Here is a 17,483-nt window from a genome sequence, read left to right as displayed (position 1 = left end):
ATATTCTCAAAAACTGTATTTGATTTTTTCTTTGGCGTTTTCCGCCTATCCTTACACACGTCCGTACACTTTGTACAGCTCATGTATAATTCTATATGTTAATTTCGACCTACTTATCTTTGCTGTACCACGAAAACCTTTTGGGACTCGCTTTTGCGATCCCGCGCTTTCATAAAGCTTGAAACACTCGTGTGCAAATATTCAGTCTACTTCAGGGATCCGAGGCGCAACGCACCACGGATCTTCTGCTGCTGAGGTTCAGTAGCCATTGGCCTCACCCGCTTTCTTTCAATAGATTTGCCTTTGCGGCTCATGCAGCTTTGCCTCTTTTCACGTTTTGCCTGTTTCCACATGTTCAAAACGTACGGCTGCTTCTTTATTTATGTTCCCGTTTCTCCGCTTCGGCTTTTTGTCCCTTTGTACCGGCACATTCTTAAAAGCCTACTTATCTCTTTCATCACATTTCCCGGAAGCCGAAGAACATTTGAAGCTCCGCCTTTGCAAATACTGCCTCAAGAGTTTCCTCCGCGCCTTTCTCTCTCCCCTTCGGAATACCTTCCGCGCGCTGAACCGCTTCGATCTTTTACCGAGACTTTTTTGAGCCTCCACCAAGAAAACCTCTTACGGTTTTCCCGATCTACTTTGCGTTCTGGAGTTCTTTCTCTTTTCACCTATATATTAGCACCATCCGTCTACTTTGTCAACAGTTTTTTTGAAGATTTTATTTTTTATTTGTATATTCTGTTTTCGCAAAATGAAGCTTGACATTCTTCCGCATTCACGATACAATTATTCTTGCAGGCAAAAGCAACGGGCTTATTTCCCACAGCTTTTCTGCTCCGCCGCATAAATCACAGAACGGCGAATATACTGAGAAAGAAGGCTTTTCCCATGAGTATAGACAACAACCAGGAATACGAAGCAGAGCTCATCACCCTCATCGACGATGAAGGCACGGAGCACGAATTTGAGATCATCGACGAACTCGAGAACGATGACGGCTACTTTATGGCACTTGTCCCCACTCTGCGCGACGCCCAAAGCGAAGTTGCAGACGCAGATGAGTACTACATCTTTGAAGTCGTAGAAGACGAGAACGGCGAAGAGCAGCTTTGCGAGATCGAAGACGACGACCTGCTGGATAAGCTCGCCGAAATTTTCGAGACCCGCTATGCACAGGCTATGGAGGAAGAAGAGGAGTAATTTTCTTTCCCCGTTCAAGATCATGTAAAGACACCTGCCCGATGCGCGGACCGTGCAAAATAACCCTACACTCAACTTTTAGGGAGCTCGGCTCCGCAGGCGGACTGCAGACCTCCCGGCCCGGCTTGACCGGATACCGGAAGAAGGGAGCGCGAAACCTGCGGGAGGGCACCCACCTGCTTATTACGTAGCAGGTTATTGAGAGCACGTTACGGTCGGGCGGGGTTTTTTATGCCCATTTCAAGGCGGTGAAAACCGCCTTTTTTCATACTTTACACACCTTTTTCTGTGCTTTTCTTTTTGGAAACGGTTGTATTTTGCAAATTTTGCCGCATTTGGGTGCGGCAGCAAAGAAGGAGAAGGTCATCATGACCAGAAAACAGTATTTTTTAAGCGGACTCAAAGATGGCATGCCCATTTGCTTCGGGTACTTTGCCGTTTCGTTCGCGTTTGGCATTCAGGCCGCAGGCATCGGACTTTCGGTGTTTGAAGCCTCCGTGCTCTCCGCCCTAAACGTCACCTCCGCCGGGCAATTCGCAGCACTCGCCATCATCGCATCGGGCGCGTCGCTCATCGAGCTCGCATTCACGCAGCTCATCATCAACCTGCGGTATTTTCTCATGTCGTGTGCGCTCTCGCAAAAGCTCTCGCCGAGCCTGCCCCTTGGGCACCGCCTCGGCATCGCCTACGGCATGACGGATGAGATCTTCGCCGTCAGCGTCAGCCAAAGGGAGCCTCTCTCACCGTTTTACAGCTATGGGCTCATCGCCGTCGCCATTCCGGGCTGGGTGCTCGGCACGGCACTCGGCGCGGCGGCGGGCAACATTCTGCCGGCCGTTTTGACGAACGCGCTCGGCATCGCAATCTACGGTATGTTCATTGCCATCATCCTGCCGCCTGCAAAAGAGAACCGCGTCGTTGCCGGTGTGGTCGTCCTTTCCATGGTGCTTTCCGCACTGTTCACGTATCTGCCGGTGCTGTGCAACATTTCCTCGGGCTTCCGCATCATTGTCATCACGCTTATCACCGCAGGCGGTGCAGCGCTGCTGTTCCCCATTCCGGATGAGCCCGCAGAACCGGAAAAGGAGATGCCGCATGAGGGTTGAGGTTTTCCTTTACATACTCGTCATGGCGGCCGTTACGTATCTTATCCGTATGCTGCCGCTGACGCTCATCCGCCGCAAGATCACAAACCGCACACTGCGCTCGTTTCTCTATTATGTGCCGTACGCCACGCTTTCCGCCATGACCTTCCCGGCAATTCTCACTGCCACCGGCAGCGCCATCAGCGCCGCGCTCGGCTTTGCCGCCGCTTTGATTTTAGCATTCCGCGGTAAAAGCCTGCTCACCGTCGCCATTATCGCCAGCGCCACCGTGCTTGTGTGTGAACTCATATTGCCATATCTGCCGCTGTAAAGCACAGTTTGCAACGTAAAAGTTTCGCCCGCCTTTTTCAATAGGCGGGCGAAACTTTTAACTATCGTTATAGAAAGCCTTGTGTTTACTCTCTCTCAAAATGCTTTGCGACCGTCTGCAAGTACTCGATGATCGGCAAATGCTGCGGACATACACCCTCGCACTGGCCGCACTGAATGCACGCGCTCGCTTTGCCGAAGTGCTTTGCGACGTTCTCGTAATACTCGCTCTGCGGCGTCCAGCCCTCGTCCGGAGAGATTCCCCTGCCGCGCAGCTCCTGCATATCGGCGTTGTACAGCGAGAAATACTTCGGGATTGCAATCTGCATCGGGCAGCCGTCCGTGCAGTACGAACAGCCCGTACACGGAATATCGATGCTCGCGTTGATGATGTCCGTCGCCTTTTTGATGAGCGCTTTTTCCTCATCGTTCAGCGGCTTAAAATCCTGCATGTACGATGTGTTGTCCAAAAGCTGGTCCATATCACTCATGCCGGAAAGCACGATCTTCACGTTCGGCAGGCTCGCTGCGAAACGAATTGCCCAAGACGGTACGGAAGCTTCTGGATTATAGTCCTTAAACAGCTTCGTCACTTCTTCCGGCACGTTTGCGAGCGTGCCGCCCTTCACCGGCTCCATGACGAATACCGGCACGCCGTGCTTTTCGGCAACTTCGTAGCATTTTCTGGACTGCACACCGGCGCTTTCCCAGTCGAGGTAGTTGAGCTGTAACTGCACAAACTCAAACTCGGGGTGCGCGGTCAGCACTTCGTCCAACAGCTCCGGGCCGTCGTGGAACGAGAAGCCGATGTGCTTTACAAGGCCCTTTTCTTTCTTATCGCGGATCCAGCCGAAGCAATCGAACTTATTGTACGTCTCAATGCTATGGCAGTTGATGTCGTGGATGAGGTAGTAATCAAAATATGTTACGCCCGTCTTTTCCATCTGCTCATTAAAAATGCGGTCGCGGTCTTCAAACGAATTCACGAATGACGAATGTAGCTTTGTCGTCAGCGTGAAGCTGTCGCGCGGGTGGCGGGAAACAAGTGCTTCCTTCACGGCATTTTCGCTCTTGAATGCGCAGTACATCCACGCCGTGTCAAAATACGTGAAGCCGCGCTCGATGAACGTATCCACCATTTTCTTGACCTGCTCAATGTCGATCTTGCCCGGGTCGTTCGGGTCCAGAGACGGCAGACGCATGAGGCCGAAGCCTAATTTCTTTTCAGACATTTTACTCATACTCCTTATGTAAAAAATTCCAAGCATTTTGCTTCCTATATCTTACAACTTAAAGTATACTCTAAGTCAAGCTTTTTTGTAAAATTATTTTTCCGCCTCGAAATATTCCTCCCGCAGTAGCGAAAACTGCATGTCGTCGCGGATTTCGCTTTCTGACGTACGCACGCAGCGGCGGATACACCCTTCATACACAAACCCCAAGGATCTCAGCAACTTTTCCGAAGCAATATTCCCCGTGAAAACACGCGCTGCCACAACTTCCAGATCTTCTTCGGTGAATAGTTCATGCAGCACAGCCCGCAGTGCTTCTTTCATATAGCCCTGCCGCGTATATTGCTCCCCGAGATAATACGAAAGACATCTCGAGCGCACATCGAACCGAACGCCGTCCTCCTCCGCCGCAATCATACCAAGCAAAGCGCCGTCCTCTTTTCGCTCAATATACCATGTGTTTTCATAATCGATTTCCCTATGAATCAAATGAACCATCTGCTCTTTATCAAACACTTCCATTACGTTGTTTTTCATTACGAAAGCGCTGTTGCGTATGGCCATGATCTCCGCCGCATCTCTCTCCCGCGGCGTGCGCAGTAAAAGTCTTTCTGTGTGCAGTTCTCTCATATTTTCCCTGCCTTTCTTTGCCGTGTGTACGTATTTCGGATAAAAAACACCCTTTCCTCCATGAACCACGGAAGAAAGGGTGCGAAAATCAATTCAGTCTTTTGCTGCATGATGCAGCGTCAAAACACCTGATTTTTCCAGCGCCTAAGCCGAAATTAGATCTCAGCGAAGTACTTGATGGTTCTGACCATCTGGCTGGTGTAGGAGTTCTCGTTGTCGTACCAAGAAACGACCTGAACCTCATAGAGGTCGTCAGCAATCTTGGAGACCATCGTCTGGGTAGCATCGAACAGGGAACCGAATCTCATGCCGATAACATCGGAAGAAACGATCGGATCGCAGTTGTAGCCGAAGCTCTCAGAGGAAGCTGCCTTCATAGCTGCGTTGATGCCGTCGACGGTTACGTCAGCGCCCTTAACAACAGCGGTGAGGATGGTGGTGGAACCGGTCGGAACCGGAACACGCTGTGCGGAACCGATGAGCTTACCGTTCAGCTCCGGGATAACAAGGCCGATAGCCTTTGCAGCGCCCGTGGAGTTCGGAACGATGTTAGCAGCGCCGGCACGTGCACGGCGGAGGTCACCCTTTCTGTGCGGGCCGTCGAGGATCATCTGGTCGCCGGTGTAAGCGTGGATCGTGCTCATGATGCCGCTCTGGATCGGAGCATAATCGTTCAGTGCCTTCGCCATCGGAGCGAGGCAGTTCGTGGTGCAGGAAGCAGCGGAGATGATGGTGTCATCAGCCGTCAGGGTCTTCTCGTTTACGCTGTAAACGATCGTCGGGAGATCGTTGCCTGCCGGAGCGGAAATAACGACCTTCTTTGCGCCTGCGTCGATGTGAGCCTGGCTCTTAGCCTTAGAGGTGTAGAAGCCGGTGCACTCAAGAACAACGTCAACACCGATCTCGCCCCACGGAAGGTCCTTAGCGTCCTTCTCAGCGTAGATCTTCAGGGTCTTGCCGTCAACTGTGATGGTGTTAGCCTCGTCGTCAGCGGAAACCGTGTGGAGAGCTTCGCCGATCTTGCCGCAGTAACCGCCCTGTGCGGTGTCATACTTGAGCAGGTGAGCCAGCATGGAGGGCTTCGTCAGATCGTTGATCGCAACGACCTCATAACCCTCAGCGCCGAACATCTGTCTGAACGCCAGACGGCCGATACGGCCGAAACCATTGATTGCAACTTTAACTGCCATGATTGTATACCTCCTGATAATTGTGGATGCATAATTTGCAATTCTATTTTATAGCATTTCGCAGGATTTTACAAGGGCTAACTGCTAAAAATGCAAACTTTTTCCGTAATTTTCAGAAAATTTACGCGTTTCCCGTGTCTTTTAAAGCATTTTCTTCTAAATTGCTCTCCGCTTTCGCAGAAACGCGCTGCCCGCTCACCGTAAGCAGCAGGCAAAGGCTGTGAACAGAAAGGCACAGCATCGCAAGCTGGATCACATACGGCATCTCCGTCGCATACCCGCGCCCCGCAATGATGAGCACTGTGTTCGAGATCACATACGTCATCCAAAGCACCGCCGCCGGCAGGCCGAACACATACGTGCTGCGCAGCGCCTTTTTGCCGCCCGCGCCGGAGAGCAGCTTGCCTTCGGAAAGCAGGAACAGCAGCATCATCGCACCGCCACCCACGGTAAAGATATTCTCCTCCGTCGTCGCCACAGCGGAATACGTCATGAACGTCACGATCATATACGAAATGCCCCAAACGGAACCGATGGCCCAAAGCCCGCCCGTGCCGCTCGGGAAGCCCTCGCCCGTCAGCCATATAATGGCAAAAATGAGAGAAACGATCGCGAAAAGCAACGTTAAGACCGCAAACGGCAAATGCGTCGTCACATGCGAAGCCTGCACAAAGTAGGTCGGCTGATTGTTGCGGTATAAGTAAAAGTCCCGCAGAAGCGCTGCCGCACACAAAAACAAAAATACACACATCAGAAGCGCAGAAGCACCCGCCGCCACATTTCTTTTCGTCTCTATGCGCGCGCAAAGCTTTTTGTCCACACGGCACAAAAGCATGCAGAGAAGCGATACGCCGATCGCCGCACCGCAGTAAATATACGTCAACAGTCCGCTGTCCGTCACAAAGCCCGTGTCATAATCAAAAAAGCAGAGCATCTGCACGCAGCGCAGCGCAGCCGCCGCAAAGATGCCGATTCCTGCCAAAACAAACGCCAATTTCACTTTCTTATTCATATATCATACACCGCCCACACCCTCGGGGCTTTCCTTTCATCGATTCATTCGCCGTCCGAATTTGCGGCACATCGGTTCACTGTGTTTTATTTTAGCACATTCCGCCTAAGATGAAAACACCCCGCAAAAAAGATTTTTAATTTCCTGTTGACAACAAACTTTCAAGTGATTATAATATATGCCAGAGTAAACAATTAAGCGCATGATTGTTTACATAGGAGCAGATTCGATTTTGCTGTACGGCGGGGCCTTCTCCCCGCGAAAACAGATGAAAGGATGGTAACAATGCACGATCACGAAAAAGAGCCCATCGGCCATGCATTGCATGTGCTGGATACCACCATGCGCCGGTATATTGATACGTATTCCCATAAAAAGGAACACGAAAACCTCACCGGCACAAACACATGGGTCATCCAGTTCATCGCCGATCACAAAGACGGGCCCGTGTATTTGCGCGATATTGAGCGCCGCTTCGGCATTACGCGTTCCACCGCCTCCAAAGTGGTGGATATGCTTGTGCGAAACGGTTTTGTGGAGCGCCACACCGGCGAAACGGACGCCCGCCTGCGTCGTCTGACCCTGACGGAAAAGTCAGAAAACCTTTTGGCCGATATCCGCGCCGACCACGAAGCAATGGAAGCCGTTTTAACGAAAGGCTTCACGCAAAATGAAAAAGAAACCATGCTCACTTATTTACGGCGCGCAAAAATAAATGTAGATGCTGCCTTTGCCGAAAAGCAGCAAAAGAAAGAAAGGAGCGGTGCAGATGGTTAAAAAACTGATGGAAAGCATCCGCGAACAGAAAAAGAATTCCATATTGGCCATGGTCACCATCAGCGGTGAGGTCGCCTTCGAGGTCATCATCCCGCTTTTAATGGCGAATCTCATCGATTACGGCATTGACATGGGCGATATGGGGTACATTGTCAAAATGGGCATTGTCCTGTTGCTCTCCGCACTGGGTCAGCTTTTCTGCGGTGCCATTTCCGGTAAATTCGCAGCCATTGCCTCCAGTGGCTTTGCCCGCAACCTGCGCCACGACATGTTCTACAAGGTGCAGAATTATTCATTCTCAAACATCGATAAGTTTTCCACCGCAAGTATCGTCACGCGTCTGACAACAGACGTCACGAATCTGCAAAACACTTACCAAATGATCATCCGCATGGCGGTACGCAGCCCGCTTATGGCGATTTTCTCGCTTGTCGCGGCATTCGGCATCGACGCCAAGCTCTCGCTTATCTTCCTTGCCATCATCCCGGTGCTCGTTCTCGGCCTGTACTTCATCATGACGAGAACGCACCCGATCTTCGAGCGCGTGTTCAGAACTTATGATAAACTGAACAGCGTTGTGCAGGAGAATCTGCACGGCATCCGCGTGGTAAAGTCCTTTGTCCGTGAAGATCACGAAAATAAGAAGTTCACCGCCATTTCCGAAAATATCTATAAGGACTTCAAAAAAGCCGAGCAGCAGCTCGCATGGAACGCTCCACTGATGCAGCTTTGCATGTACGCGGCGGTGCTCCTGCTCTCCTGGTTCGGCGCACGCACCATTGTTGCTTGCGGCGGTGACGCAGCGACCGGTCTTTCCACCGGCGAGCTTCTGAGCCTGCTGTCTTACGCCACGCAGATTCTCATGAGCCTCATGGGCCTCTCTATGATCTTCGTCATGCTCACCATGTCCCGTACCTCCGGCGAGCGTGTCGTTGAGCTGCTCAACGAGACCCCGGACATCACCACCCCCGAAAATGCCGTAAAGAGCGTTCCGGACGGCAGCATCGATTTCGAGCATGTCCAGTTCAGCTATCGTCACGGCACAGAGGGCAAGCCCGTACTTTCCGATATTAACCTGCACATTCCGGCAGGCGCCACAGTCGGCGTCATCGGCGGCACCGGCTCCTCCAAATCGAGCTTCGTACAGCTCATCTCGCGCCTGTACGATGTTGATCTCGGCGCGGTCAAGGTCGGCGGCATCGACGTCCGCAAATACGACCTGGATACCCTCCGCGGCGATGTCGCCATGGTGCTGCAAAAGAACGTCCTGTTCTCCGGCACCATCAAAGACAACCTGCGCTGGGGCGATGAAAATGCCACCGACGAGGAGATCCACCATGCCTGTCAGCTCGCACAGGCCGATGACTTCATTCAAACCTTCCCTAAAGGCTACGATACCTACATTGAGCAGGGCGGCACGAATGTCTCCGGCGGTCAGAAGCAGCGCCTCTGCATCGCGCGTGCGCTGCTAAAAAAACCAAAGATTCTCATTCTGGACGACTCCACCAGCGCGGTCGATACCCGCACGGATGCGCTTATCCGCGGCGCGTTCGCAAAGGAGATCCCGAACACGACAAAAATCATCATCGCCCAGCGCATCGCCTCCGTACAGGGAGCCGATATGATCCTTGTCTTAGATGACGGCAAGATCGTCAGCTGCGGCACGCATGACGAGCTCATGCAAACAAGCCCGATCTACCGCGAAGTTTATGAATCCCAGACGAAAGGAGATCCTGACAATGCCACCGCGTCCTAATGGTCCCAGACTCTCCATGAAAGAAAGCATGAAGCAGCTCGATAAGAAGACCTTATTCCGCCTGCTTTCCTATATGAAACCGTACAGGCTGCACCTTGTGTTCGTGTTCATCTGCATTGCGGTGAGCGCTTTCGCAAGCGTCATGTCCTCCCTGTTTTTAAAATCCCTCATTGATGATTACATCTCCCCACTCCTGCTCGAATCCAATCCGAACTTCAGCGGCCTTCTGTATGCGCTGCTCCAAATGGCAGTCATTTACGTCATCGGCGCGTTCTCTACGCTGTTCTACAACCGCACCATGGCAGTTGTTTCACAGGGCACGTTAAAGAAAATTCGTGACGAGATGTTCGAGCACATGCAGACGCTGCCCATCAAGTTCTTTGATACGCACACCCACGGCGACATCATGAGCTTCTACACAAACGATACGGACACCCTGCGCCAGATGATTTCCCAAAGCATTCCGCAGACGCTTTCCTCCATCTTCACGGTCGTTTCCGTGTTCTGTTCTATGCTGACGCTCAGCATTTGGCTCACCCTGTTCCTGATCGCGTTCCTCTTTGTCATGTTCAAAATCGTCGGCAAGGTCACCGCAAAAAGCGGCAGCTATTTTGTTCGCCAGCAGCAATCCCTCGGCAATGTGAACGGCTACATCGAAGAAATGATCAACGGCCAGAAGGTTATCAAGGTCTTCTGCCACGAAGACAAAACAAAGGTCGAGTTCGACAAACGAAACGACGACCTCTTCACAAACGCTTCCGAAGCCAATAAGTTCGCAAACATCCTCGGCCCCATCATGAACGCACTCGGCTATTTCCTTTACGTGCTCATCGCCGTGCTTGGCGGCGGTCTCGCACTTGCAGGCGTACCGAACCTGACACTCACCGGCATGGGTGTCATGACGCTCGGCGGCATCGCATCATTCTTACAGCTCTCCCGCAGCTTCGTTATGCCGATCAGCCAGGTCACGCAGCAGATCTCGTCCATCATCATGGCTATGGCAGGCGCTTCCCGCATCTTCTCTCTGCTCGATGCCGAGAGCGAAAAGGACGAGGGCTACGTCACGCTCGTCAACGCCGAAAAGAAAAACGGCGTGCTCACCGAAACCGACAAGCACACCGGCCTTTGGGCATGGAAGCACCCGCATAAGGACGGCACGGTCACCTATACGGAGCTCACCGGTCACGTAGAGCTTGAGGACGTCGATTTTGGTTATACCCCGGAGAAGACCGTCCTGCATGACATCACGCTTTACGCAGAGCCCGGCCAGAAGGTCGCGTTCGTCGGCGCAACGGGCGCAGGCAAAACGACCATCACAAACCTCATCAACCGCTTCTATGACATTTCTGACGGCAAAATCCGTTATGACGGCATCAACATCACGAAGATCAAGAAGCCGGATCTCCGCCGTTCCCTCGGCGTGGTTTTGCAGGACGTCAACCTGTTCACCGGCACCGTTATGGAGAATATTCGCTACGGTAAGCTCGATGCCACGGACGAAGAGTGCATCGCCGCCGCAAAGCTCGCAAACGCCGACGGCTTCATTCGTATGCTGCCGCAGGGCTATGACACCGTTCTTTCCGGCGACGGCAGCGGCCTCTCACAGGGCCAGCGCCAGCTCATTTCCATCGCCCGCGCCGCCGTTGCAGACCCGCCCGTCATGATTCTCGACGAAGCGACGTCCTCCATCGATACCCGCACGGAAGCCATCGTGCAGTCCGGCATGGACGCCTTGATGAAAGGCCGCACCGTGTTTGTCATCGCGCACCGCCTATCGACGGTCCAGAACTCCGACGTCATCATGGTGCTCGACCACGGCCACATCATCGAACGTGGCAGCCACCGCGACCTCATCGCCCAAAAGGGTACATATTACCGCCTCTATACCGGCGCTTTTGAACTCGAATAGGACGAATTTAACTTCATAACCTCCAATTTGCAAAAGCTCCGGCTGCCGAATGTACCGTTCGCAGCCGGAGCTTTTCCGTTTATAAGATTTCAATATACGTTTTGTAAAAGTCATACGTTTTCCCGTTTTCCTGCGCGCACGTTAAAAAGCGGCTGATAACATACCCTGTTTTATATATCCTTTGAATTTCCGCAAGATGTATCTCTAAATCATTCGGATATCCGTCCGCAATTTCCTCTTTCATCAAACAAACGACATACTTGCCACCATTGTTTTTCCAAAGTGTATTTTTGTAATTCTCAACTTCTTTACGGCTGCACGTAACACTCAGGCCTCTCTGTTCCTGTTCCATACAAGAAGAATGTTGAACTCTCGAATAAACGTATGGGTTTTGAATATATCTTTTCAGTTTCTCGATTTCTATCAATTCAAAAGGTACAATACAGTCCGCATCGACTTTTTCTTCCGTATATGGACGCTCTTGCAGTTTGCAGATCATCTCTAAAGCTTCAATATGAAACTGAAGCTTTTTCATTCTCTGTTCTAAAGCCAATTGCTGCTGCCGGATTGTTTTTGCTTGTTGCACACACAAATCCTGATGTGCCTGCAAATCCATTTTCTCCATGTCCCGAATTTTTTTAAGCGGGATACCAAGGTTTTTATAAAAAAGAATATCCGAAATCGTCATCAAATCCGACACTGTGTATATACGATATCCATTCTCCGGGTTCTTTTTGGCAGCCAGCACCCCCATCTCTTCCCAATAGCGCAGCGTTGAAGCTGGAACATTAAAGAACTTTGATATTTCATTGATTTGAAATCCGTCTTTCACCTAAAAATCCTCCGGAACACAGTTTCAATAATTATAACAAACAAATCCTTGACATTCAAGTATCTTTAAGCTTTATACTGTAAAGCATGGAGGTACCAATATGAATAGTTCATCTGTCTTTTTTGCTAAAAACGATATTCGTTTCCGTAAAATTCTGCTGTTTGTTCTTCCAACCTATTTGACAACGCTATTCAATACGCTGTATACGATTGTAGATGGTATGTTCGTTTCCAAATATGTCGGAACAAACGCATTGGCAGCCATTAACATTGTATATCCCATTGTAAACGTCCTTACCGGTATTGCATTAATGTTTGCCACCGGCGGAAGCAGCTTAGCTGCCATTTCTGCGGGCGCTAAAAACAACGAGCAAGCAAATCAAGAATTCACACTCAGCATTATTTTCTCTCTTGCTATCGGAACCACAGTTTCACTTGCTATTGCTTTTAATTTATCTCGGGTTCTGACTTTTCTCGGTGCCACCCCGCTGATTTTGGACGATTGCAAAACATATGCATTGATCTGGCTCATTGGCGTTCCTGCGGTCATCGGCAAAGAACTGCTCACCTACTTTATCCGCATGTCGGGTTCGCCCGGGTACAGCTTTTTTCTTTCAATATCCGGCGGCATATCCAATATTCTGTTAGATTATATTTTTGTCGCACAAATGAAAATGGGAGTTTTGGGTGCCGGATTAGCAACTTTATTCGGACTTTTCTTATCTGTTATCTTCGGCATACTTTATTTTCCGTGCCGTAACACAAGCCTGATACCAACTTTCAAACATTTGAAATTCAAAACAGGGTTTCGGTGTGCTGTTAACGGGTTTTCAGAATTTATTGACCAAATCGCCATCGCTATCACCACTGTTATTTTTAATCGAGCCGCGCTTTCTTTTGCGGGTGAAGACGGAATTGCTTCTGTATCTATAATTATGTACCTGCAATTTCTGTTCATCGGCATTTATTTTGGTTACGCTTCCGGGGTATCGCCGCTTTTGAGTTATGCATACGGAAATAAGTCCGATCACATATGCAAAAAGCTGGAAAACTATGCCCGCTGTTTCTTTATTGTTGCACCTCTAATTCTATATATTGTCGCTTATTGCACATCTCCTCTGACTGTTTCCTGCTTTACTGAGCCGGAAACAACGGTTTTTTCACTCGCATTAAACGGAATGCGACTTTACGGAATTGGTTATCTTTTTTCCGGTTTCAACATCTACGCCACAATTCGGTTAACTTCTTATGGAAAAGGTCATTATTCTGCCATTATTACACTGCTGAGATCATTCATATTGCTTCTCCTTTTTCTGTATTTTCTTCCGAATTATCTGCAACTCAACGGTGTATGGCTCGCCATGCCGGCGGCAGAATTTCTAACTCTATTCGTTACACTGTATATAAACCATAAATTCAAGCATATTCTTTGATAAGAACTCAAAATAAAAGGACGAGCCTCGTTCACTTTTCGGAACAAGGCTCATTCTTTTATACTCGTATATTCGGTTATTTCGTTCTGCCGATGTCACGGCGGTAATGCGCGCCGTCAAAATGGATTTTCTCCACCGCTGCATACGCCTTTTCGAGCGCTTCATCCAGCGTTTTAGCCGTCGCAGTCACGCCAAGCACGCGGCCGCCGTTCGTCAGCAGCTTACCGTTTTCAAGCTTCGTGCCGGCATGGTACACCGTCACGCCTTCCGCCTGACCGTTTTCGTCAAGGCCGGTGATTTCCAGTCCCTTCGGGTAAGACTGCGGGTAGCCGCCGCTCGCCATCACGACGCACGCGCACGCTTCCGGAATCCATTCAATCTCAAGCTCGTCGAGCTTCTCGTCGATGACCGCGTTGATGACGTCCACAAAATCGGTCTTGAGGCGCGGCAGCACGACCTGCGTCTCCGGGTCGCCGAAGCGCGCGTTGTACTCAATGACCTTCGGGCCGTCCGGGGTCAGCATCAGGCCGAAGTACAAACAGCCCTTAAACGGTCTGCCCTCTGTCTGCATCGCTTTGACGGTCGGCAGGAAGATGGTTTTCATACACGCGTCCGCAATTTCATTCGTGTAATACGGGTTCGGACTGATGGTACCCATGCCGCCGGTGTTCAGGCCCTTGTCGCCGTCCAGTGCACGCTTGTGGTCTTTAGAGGACACCATCGGGCGCAGCGTCTTGCCGTCCGTAAATGCCAACACGGAAACCTCCGGGCCGGTCAGGAATTCCTCCACAACAACGTTGTTGCCGGAAGCGCCGAACACCTTGTCTTCCATAATGGTGTGCACGGCATCCTTCGCCTCGTCAAAGTTTTGTGCGATGATAACGCCCTTGCCAAGCGCCAAGCCGTCTGCCTTAATGACAACCGGGAACTTGCCGCGCTTTTCCACGTACTCTACAACCTCTTTCGGGTCGGAGAACACCGCGTAATCCGCCGTCGGAATACCGTATTTCTTCATCAGATTTTTCGAGAACACCTTGCTGCTCTCGATGATGGCCGCATTCGCGCGCGGGCCGAATGCACGGATGCCCTCTTTTTCGAGCGCATCTACCATACCGGCCGCAAGCGGGTCATCCGGCGCAACAAACACAAGGTCAACTGCGTTTTTCTTCGCGAAATCCACAACGCCGTCAATGTCCATCGCGTTAATGGCCACGCACTCGGCGTCTGCCGCAATGCCGCCGTTGCCCGGTGCGCACCACAGCTTTTCCGTTTTAGGGCTCTCTTTCAGCTTGCGGATGATCGCATGCTCACGTCCGCCGCTGCCGATAACCAGAATATTCATAATAAAAGCACCTCGCCTTTCGGATCAATGGTGGAACAGACGGATGCCCGTGAATGCCATGGCGATGCCATACTTGTTGCACGTATCGATGACGTTGTCGTCGCGGATAGAGCCGCCCGGCTGCGCAATAAATTCTACGCCGCTCTTGTGTGCGCGCTCAATGTTGTCGCCGAACGGGAAGAACGCGTCGCTGCCCACGGAAACGCCCTTAAACGTCGCAAGCCAAGCCGCTTTCTCCTCGCGGGTGAACACCTCCGGCTTCTCCGTGAAAAACTGCTGCCAAACACCGTCGCGCAGCACGTCGTCATGCTCCTCACTGATGTACACGTCAATGGTGTTGTCGCGGTCAGGACGGCGGATGCCCTCCTTAAACGGCAGATTCAGCACCTTCTCGTGCTGACGCAGATACCAGATGTCCGCCTTGTTGCCCGCAAGACGCGTGCAGTGGATGCGGCTCTGCTGGCCGGCGCCGATGCCGATGGCCTGACCGTCCTTCGCATAGCAGACGGAGTTCGACTGCGTATATTTCAGCGTGATGAGGGAGAGCACTAAGTCAAGCTTTGCGTCCTCCGGAATCTCTTTGTTTTCCGTCACAAGATTTGTCAGTATGTCCGCGTCGATTTTCAGCTCGTTTCTGCCCTGCTCGAACGTGATGCCGAAAACATCCTTGTGCTCAATCGGCTCCGGCTTGTAATCCGGGTCAATCTCGACGACATTGTACGTGCCCTTACGCTTTGTCTTTAAAATCGCAAGCGCTTCGTCCGTGTAGCCCGGTGCAATGATGCCGTCGGAAACTTCACGTGCCAGCAGCGTTGCGGTTTCCTTATCGCATACGTCGGAAAGCGCTGCCCAGTCGCCGTAGGAGGACATTCTGTCTGCGCCGCGGGCTCTTGCATACGCCGTCGCGATGGGAGAGAGCTCCAGATCGTCCACGAAATAAATCTTTTTCAGCGTGTCGCTCATCGGCTTTGCCACAGCTGCGCCCGCCGGGCTAACGTGCTTAAAGGAGGCCGCCGCCGGCATGCCGGTTGCCGCTTTCAGCTCTTTTACAAGCTGCCAGGAGTTGAACGCATCCAAAAGGTTGATATAGCCCGGTCTGCCGTTCAAAACGCGAATCGGCAGGTCGCGACCGTCGTTCGTAAAAATTTTCGCCGGCTTCTGGTTCGGGTTGCAGCCGTATTTCAGTTCCAGTTCTTTCATAGTTTCCCCTCCGAAAAATCACTTATTCTTGTTGACGATGCGGGTCTCCATCTTGCCCGTCTTCAAATTGATGAAGCGCGTGAACAAGGAGACCTTGTTGTCTTCGTTCAGGTTCGTCCACAGGTCATTCGTAAACGTGTCGATGTCGCCCTCAATCTTCACCGGCTTTGGCTCGCCCTCAAAGGACGGGATACGCGGTGCGCCGTCACACTTATACGTGTGGATGAAGTGGCCGAGGCCGTCCACCGGCGTATAGTCGAAGAAAAAGCTCTGCGGCGCGTCCGGGTTGCCCTCGCAGCTCTTCAAAATGGAAAGCTTATAGGTAAAGTCGCCGTCCTTCAGCTTTACAAGGCCGGAAATTCTCGGCGTAAAGTTCGGGGAGTCCGGCTCAAACTTGCGGGTCTTCAACGCTTTTTTGAAGCTCTTGCCCGCCTTGAGGTATGTAAACACGGTATCCGTCTGGTCTCCGTTCGTCACAATGGTCTTGTTTGCCAAAACGCGCACCGGCGCATAAATGACAAGGGACGGGTCAGAAAGCTTTGCGGGGTCAAACGCTTCCGTGCGGATGCCGTCGCCCTGCTCCACAAACACGCGGTTGCGGGAGTTCACGCTGCGGCCCATAATGAAATACGCGATGACCGCATGCACGCCGTCCGCGCTTTTGCCGATAACGATGCCGCGGCCCGGGTATGCGTTGCCTGCAAGTTCCTTTTTAATATCCAGAATTTCCATGTATCCGTTTCCTTTCTATGTAAAGGGATGAATTATTCTTTAATCGTAACGATAGAGCCGTTCACGGAAAGCTTACCCGCGCAGAACAAAGACACTGCCTGCGGCAGAATCTTCCACTCCGCCTGCTCCATAATGCGGCGCTGCAGCGTCTCGGGCGTGTCGCCCTGCTCCACCGGCACCGCTTTCTGTAAGATGATCGGGCCGCCGTCGCACACCTCGTTTACAAAGTGTACCGTCGCGCCGGAGACCTTCACGCCGCGTGCCAAAGCCGCCTCGTGCACGTGCAGACCGTAATAGCCCTTGCCGCAGAACGACGGAATGAGCGCCGGGTGCACGTTAATGATCTTATTTTCAAACGCCTTCGTGAACTTCTCGTTCGTAATGGTCATAAAGCCCGCCAGAACAATTAAGTCCGTGTGCTTTTCTTTCAGCAAGTTTTCGAGCGCTTCGCTGTACGCGTCCACGTTTTCATAGTCGCTGCGCGCCAGCACAATGCCCTCAATGCCCGCGTTTTTCGCACGCTCCAAGGCATAAACGCCCGGCTTGCTCGCCACAACCACGGAAATTTTGCCGTTTTCGATTTTACCGGCTTTTTCCGCGTCGATCAGCGCCTGCAAATTCGTTCCGCCGCCGGAAACGAGGACTGCGATGTTCAGCACAGGATGACCCCCTCGTCGCCCTCAACCACTTCACCGATGACAAACGCCTTTTCGCCCGCATCATTCAGCGCCTTAATGGCCGCGTCCGCCGTCTCCTTGGAGACCGCCATGCACATGCCGACGCCCATGTTGAAGGTGTTGAACATGTCGCGCTCCGGAATG

At 51.7% G+C, this 17,483-nt stretch carries 17 protein-coding genes and 1 other RNA gene; 8 read left to right on the top strand and 10 right to left on the bottom strand.

All coding sequences use genetic code 11. The annotated features are described in order from the left end of the window. Window positions 1-891 precede the first annotated feature (891 nt). From ACLTX1_RS10225 to ACLTX1_RS10210, 4 genes are all read left to right on the top strand, one after another. Entirely contained in the window at window positions 892-1,203 is a 312-nt protein-coding gene (locus tag ACLTX1_RS10225) for a DUF1292 domain-containing protein (RefSeq protein ID WP_176820774.1), read from the top strand. A gap of 28 nt (window positions 1,204-1,231) precedes the next feature. Beyond that, window positions 1,232-1,433, top strand: a non-coding RNA gene (gene ssrS / locus ACLTX1_RS10220) — 6S RNA. A 138-nt stretch (window positions 1,434-1,571) separates the two neighbouring features. Further along, window positions 1,572-2,309: an AzlC family ABC transporter permease gene (locus tag ACLTX1_RS10215; protein WP_395590342.1), complete on the top strand. Its 738-nt coding sequence runs from the start codon at window positions 1,572-1,574 to the stop codon at window positions 2,307-2,309. After that, window positions 2,299-2,619, top strand: a complete 321-nt coding sequence (locus tag ACLTX1_RS10210) for an AzlD domain-containing protein (protein WP_176820776.1) — start codon at window positions 2,299-2,301, stop codon at window positions 2,617-2,619. Before ACLTX1_RS10215 ends, ACLTX1_RS10210 begins: the two co-directional genes overlap by 11 nt. 85 nt (window positions 2,620-2,704) lie before the next feature. Here the strand turns inward: ACLTX1_RS10210 and ACLTX1_RS10205 are convergent, their stop codons facing one another. The 4 genes from ACLTX1_RS10205 to ACLTX1_RS10190 form a co-directional block, all read right to left on the bottom strand. Further along, window positions 2,705-3,850 carry an aldo/keto reductase gene (locus ACLTX1_RS10205; protein ID WP_308449010.1) on the bottom strand — a complete coding sequence of 382 codons (1,146 nt, stop codon included), beginning with the start codon at window positions 3,848-3,850 and terminating at the stop codon, window positions 2,705-2,707. A gap of 93 nt (window positions 3,851-3,943) precedes the next feature. Further along, the gene (locus ACLTX1_RS10200) at window positions 3,944-4,480 is read right to left on the bottom strand and encodes a GNAT family N-acetyltransferase (RefSeq protein ID WP_412330894.1); all 537 of its coding nucleotides are present in this window, start codon (window positions 4,478-4,480) and stop codon (window positions 3,944-3,946) included. Window positions 4,481-4,635: 155 nt separating this feature from the next. Continuing rightward, window positions 4,636-5,670 (bottom strand): type I glyceraldehyde-3-phosphate dehydrogenase, encoded by a 1,035-nt coding sequence (gene gap / locus ACLTX1_RS10195; RefSeq protein WP_176820779.1) that lies wholly within the window; start codon window positions 5,668-5,670, stop codon window positions 4,636-4,638. A gap of 121 nt (window positions 5,671-5,791) precedes the next feature. Continuing rightward, complete coding sequence (locus tag ACLTX1_RS10190) at window positions 5,792-6,682, bottom strand: hypothetical protein (RefSeq protein ID WP_308449012.1); 891 nt, start codon at window positions 6,680-6,682, stop codon at window positions 5,792-5,794. A 285-nt stretch (window positions 6,683-6,967) separates the two neighbouring features. On the opposite strand from ACLTX1_RS10190, the gene ACLTX1_RS10185 reads away from it, so the two are divergent. Genes ACLTX1_RS10185 through ACLTX1_RS10175 form a run of 3 tightly spaced genes read left to right on the top strand, consistent with a single transcriptional unit; the run spans window position 6,968 to window position 11,124 of the window. After that, entirely contained in the window at window positions 6,968-7,459 is a 492-nt protein-coding gene (locus ACLTX1_RS10185) for a MarR family winged helix-turn-helix transcriptional regulator (RefSeq protein WP_176820781.1), read from the top strand. Next, complete coding sequence (locus tag ACLTX1_RS10180; RefSeq protein WP_308449013.1) at window positions 7,452-9,215, top strand: ABC transporter ATP-binding protein; 1,764 nt, start codon at window positions 7,452-7,454, stop codon at window positions 9,213-9,215. Before ACLTX1_RS10185 ends, ACLTX1_RS10180 begins: the two co-directional genes overlap by 8 nt. Continuing rightward, window positions 9,199-11,124: an ABC transporter ATP-binding protein gene (locus ACLTX1_RS10175; RefSeq protein WP_308449014.1), complete on the top strand. Its 1,926-nt coding sequence runs from the start codon at window positions 9,199-9,201 to the stop codon at window positions 11,122-11,124. Before ACLTX1_RS10180 ends, ACLTX1_RS10175 begins: the two co-directional genes overlap by 17 nt. Before the next feature lie 79 nt (window positions 11,125-11,203). Here ACLTX1_RS10175 and ACLTX1_RS10170 read toward each other — a convergent pair whose 3' ends face one another. Beyond that, window positions 11,204-11,956 carry a MerR family transcriptional regulator gene (locus ACLTX1_RS10170; RefSeq protein WP_308449015.1) on the bottom strand — a complete coding sequence of 251 codons (753 nt, stop codon included), beginning with the start codon at window positions 11,954-11,956 and terminating at the stop codon, window positions 11,204-11,206. A 100-nt stretch (window positions 11,957-12,056) separates the two neighbouring features. Here ACLTX1_RS10170 and ACLTX1_RS10165 point away from each other — a divergent pair, with 100 nt between their 5' ends. After that, the gene (locus tag ACLTX1_RS10165; RefSeq protein WP_308449016.1) at window positions 12,057-13,388 is read left to right on the top strand and encodes an MATE family efflux transporter; all 1,332 of its coding nucleotides are present in this window, start codon (window positions 12,057-12,059) and stop codon (window positions 13,386-13,388) included. A gap of 76 nt (window positions 13,389-13,464) precedes the next feature. On the opposite strand, the gene purD is transcribed toward ACLTX1_RS10165, so the two are convergent. The 5 genes from purD to ACLTX1_RS10140 all read right to left on the bottom strand — a co-directional run. Then, entirely contained in the window at window positions 13,465-14,730 is a 1,266-nt protein-coding gene (gene purD / locus ACLTX1_RS10160; RefSeq protein ID WP_412330893.1) for a phosphoribosylamine--glycine ligase, read from the bottom strand. A gap of 24 nt (window positions 14,731-14,754) precedes the next feature. Beyond that, window positions 14,755-15,930 (bottom strand): phosphoribosylaminoimidazolecarboxamide formyltransferase, encoded by a 1,176-nt coding sequence (locus tag ACLTX1_RS10155; RefSeq protein ID WP_412330892.1) that lies wholly within the window; start codon window positions 15,928-15,930, stop codon window positions 14,755-14,757. A gap of 18 nt (window positions 15,931-15,948) precedes the next feature. Beyond that, window positions 15,949-16,662: an IMP cyclohydrolase gene (locus tag ACLTX1_RS10150; protein ID WP_412330891.1), complete on the bottom strand. Its 714-nt coding sequence runs from the start codon at window positions 16,660-16,662 to the stop codon at window positions 15,949-15,951. 32 nt (window positions 16,663-16,694) lie between these two features. Next, complete coding sequence (gene purN, locus ACLTX1_RS10145) at window positions 16,695-17,321, bottom strand: phosphoribosylglycinamide formyltransferase (protein WP_176820787.1); 627 nt, start codon at window positions 17,319-17,321, stop codon at window positions 16,695-16,697. Next, a partial coding sequence (locus tag ACLTX1_RS10140) for an AIR synthase-related protein (RefSeq protein WP_412330904.1) occupies window positions 17,315-17,483 on the bottom strand: 169 nt, incomplete at its 5' end. The genes ACLTX1_RS10140 and purN, both read right to left, overlap by 7 nt.

This window comes from Hominenteromicrobium sp., assembly GCF_046974225.1.
In the GTDB taxonomy this organism is placed as follows: domain Bacteria; phylum Bacillota; class Clostridia; order Oscillospirales; family Acutalibacteraceae; genus Hominenteromicrobium; species Hominenteromicrobium mulieris.
The sequence above is the reverse complement of the archived record's forward strand: the minus strand, read 5'-3'. Positions and strand labels throughout refer to the sequence as shown.

What these genes read in the sequence shown, in the direction of transcription:
- ACLTX1_RS10165 (WP_308449016.1), top strand. Translation starts at nt 12,057, where the DNA reads ATGAATAGTTCATCTGTCTTTTTTGCTAAAAACGATATTCGTTTCCGT.
- ACLTX1_RS10185 (WP_176820781.1), top strand. Translation starts at nt 6,968, where the DNA reads ATGCACGATCACGAAAAAGAGCCCATCGGCCATGCATTGCATGTGCTG.
- ACLTX1_RS10225 (WP_176820774.1), top strand. Translation starts at nt 892, where the DNA reads ATGAGTATAGACAACAACCAGGAATACGAAGCAGAGCTCATCACCCTC.
- ACLTX1_RS10150 (WP_412330891.1), bottom strand. Translation starts at nt 16,662, where the DNA reads ATGGAAATTCTGGATATTAAAAAGGAACTTGCAGGCAACGCATACCCG.
- ACLTX1_RS10210 (WP_176820776.1), top strand. Translation starts at nt 2,299, where the DNA reads ATGAGGGTTGAGGTTTTCCTTTACATACTCGTCATGGCGGCCGTTACG.
- ACLTX1_RS10190 (WP_308449012.1), bottom strand. Translation starts at nt 6,682, where the DNA reads ATGAATAAGAAAGTGAAATTGGCGTTTGTTTTGGCAGGAATCGGCATC.
- ACLTX1_RS10205 (WP_308449010.1), bottom strand. Translation starts at nt 3,850, where the DNA reads ATGTCTGAAAAGAAATTAGGCTTCGGCCTCATGCGTCTGCCGTCTCTG.
- ACLTX1_RS10180 (WP_308449013.1), top strand. Translation starts at nt 7,452, where the DNA reads ATGGTTAAAAAACTGATGGAAAGCATCCGCGAACAGAAAAAGAATTCC.
- gap (WP_176820779.1), bottom strand. Translation starts at nt 5,670, where the DNA reads ATGGCAGTTAAAGTTGCAATCAATGGTTTCGGCCGTATCGGCCGTCTG.
- ACLTX1_RS10175 (WP_308449014.1), top strand. Translation starts at nt 9,199, where the DNA reads ATGCCACCGCGTCCTAATGGTCCCAGACTCTCCATGAAAGAAAGCATG.
- ACLTX1_RS10215 (WP_395590342.1), top strand. Translation starts at nt 1,572, where the DNA reads ATGACCAGAAAACAGTATTTTTTAAGCGGACTCAAAGATGGCATGCCC.
- ACLTX1_RS10200 (WP_412330894.1), bottom strand. Translation starts at nt 4,480, where the DNA reads ATGAGAGAACTGCACACAGAAAGACTTTTACTGCGCACGCCGCGGGAG.
- ACLTX1_RS10155 (WP_412330892.1), bottom strand. Translation starts at nt 15,930, where the DNA reads ATGAAAGAACTGGAACTGAAATACGGCTGCAACCCGAACCAGAAGCCG.
- purD (WP_412330893.1), bottom strand. Translation starts at nt 14,730, where the DNA reads ATGAATATTCTGGTTATCGGCAGCGGCGGACGTGAGCATGCGATCATC.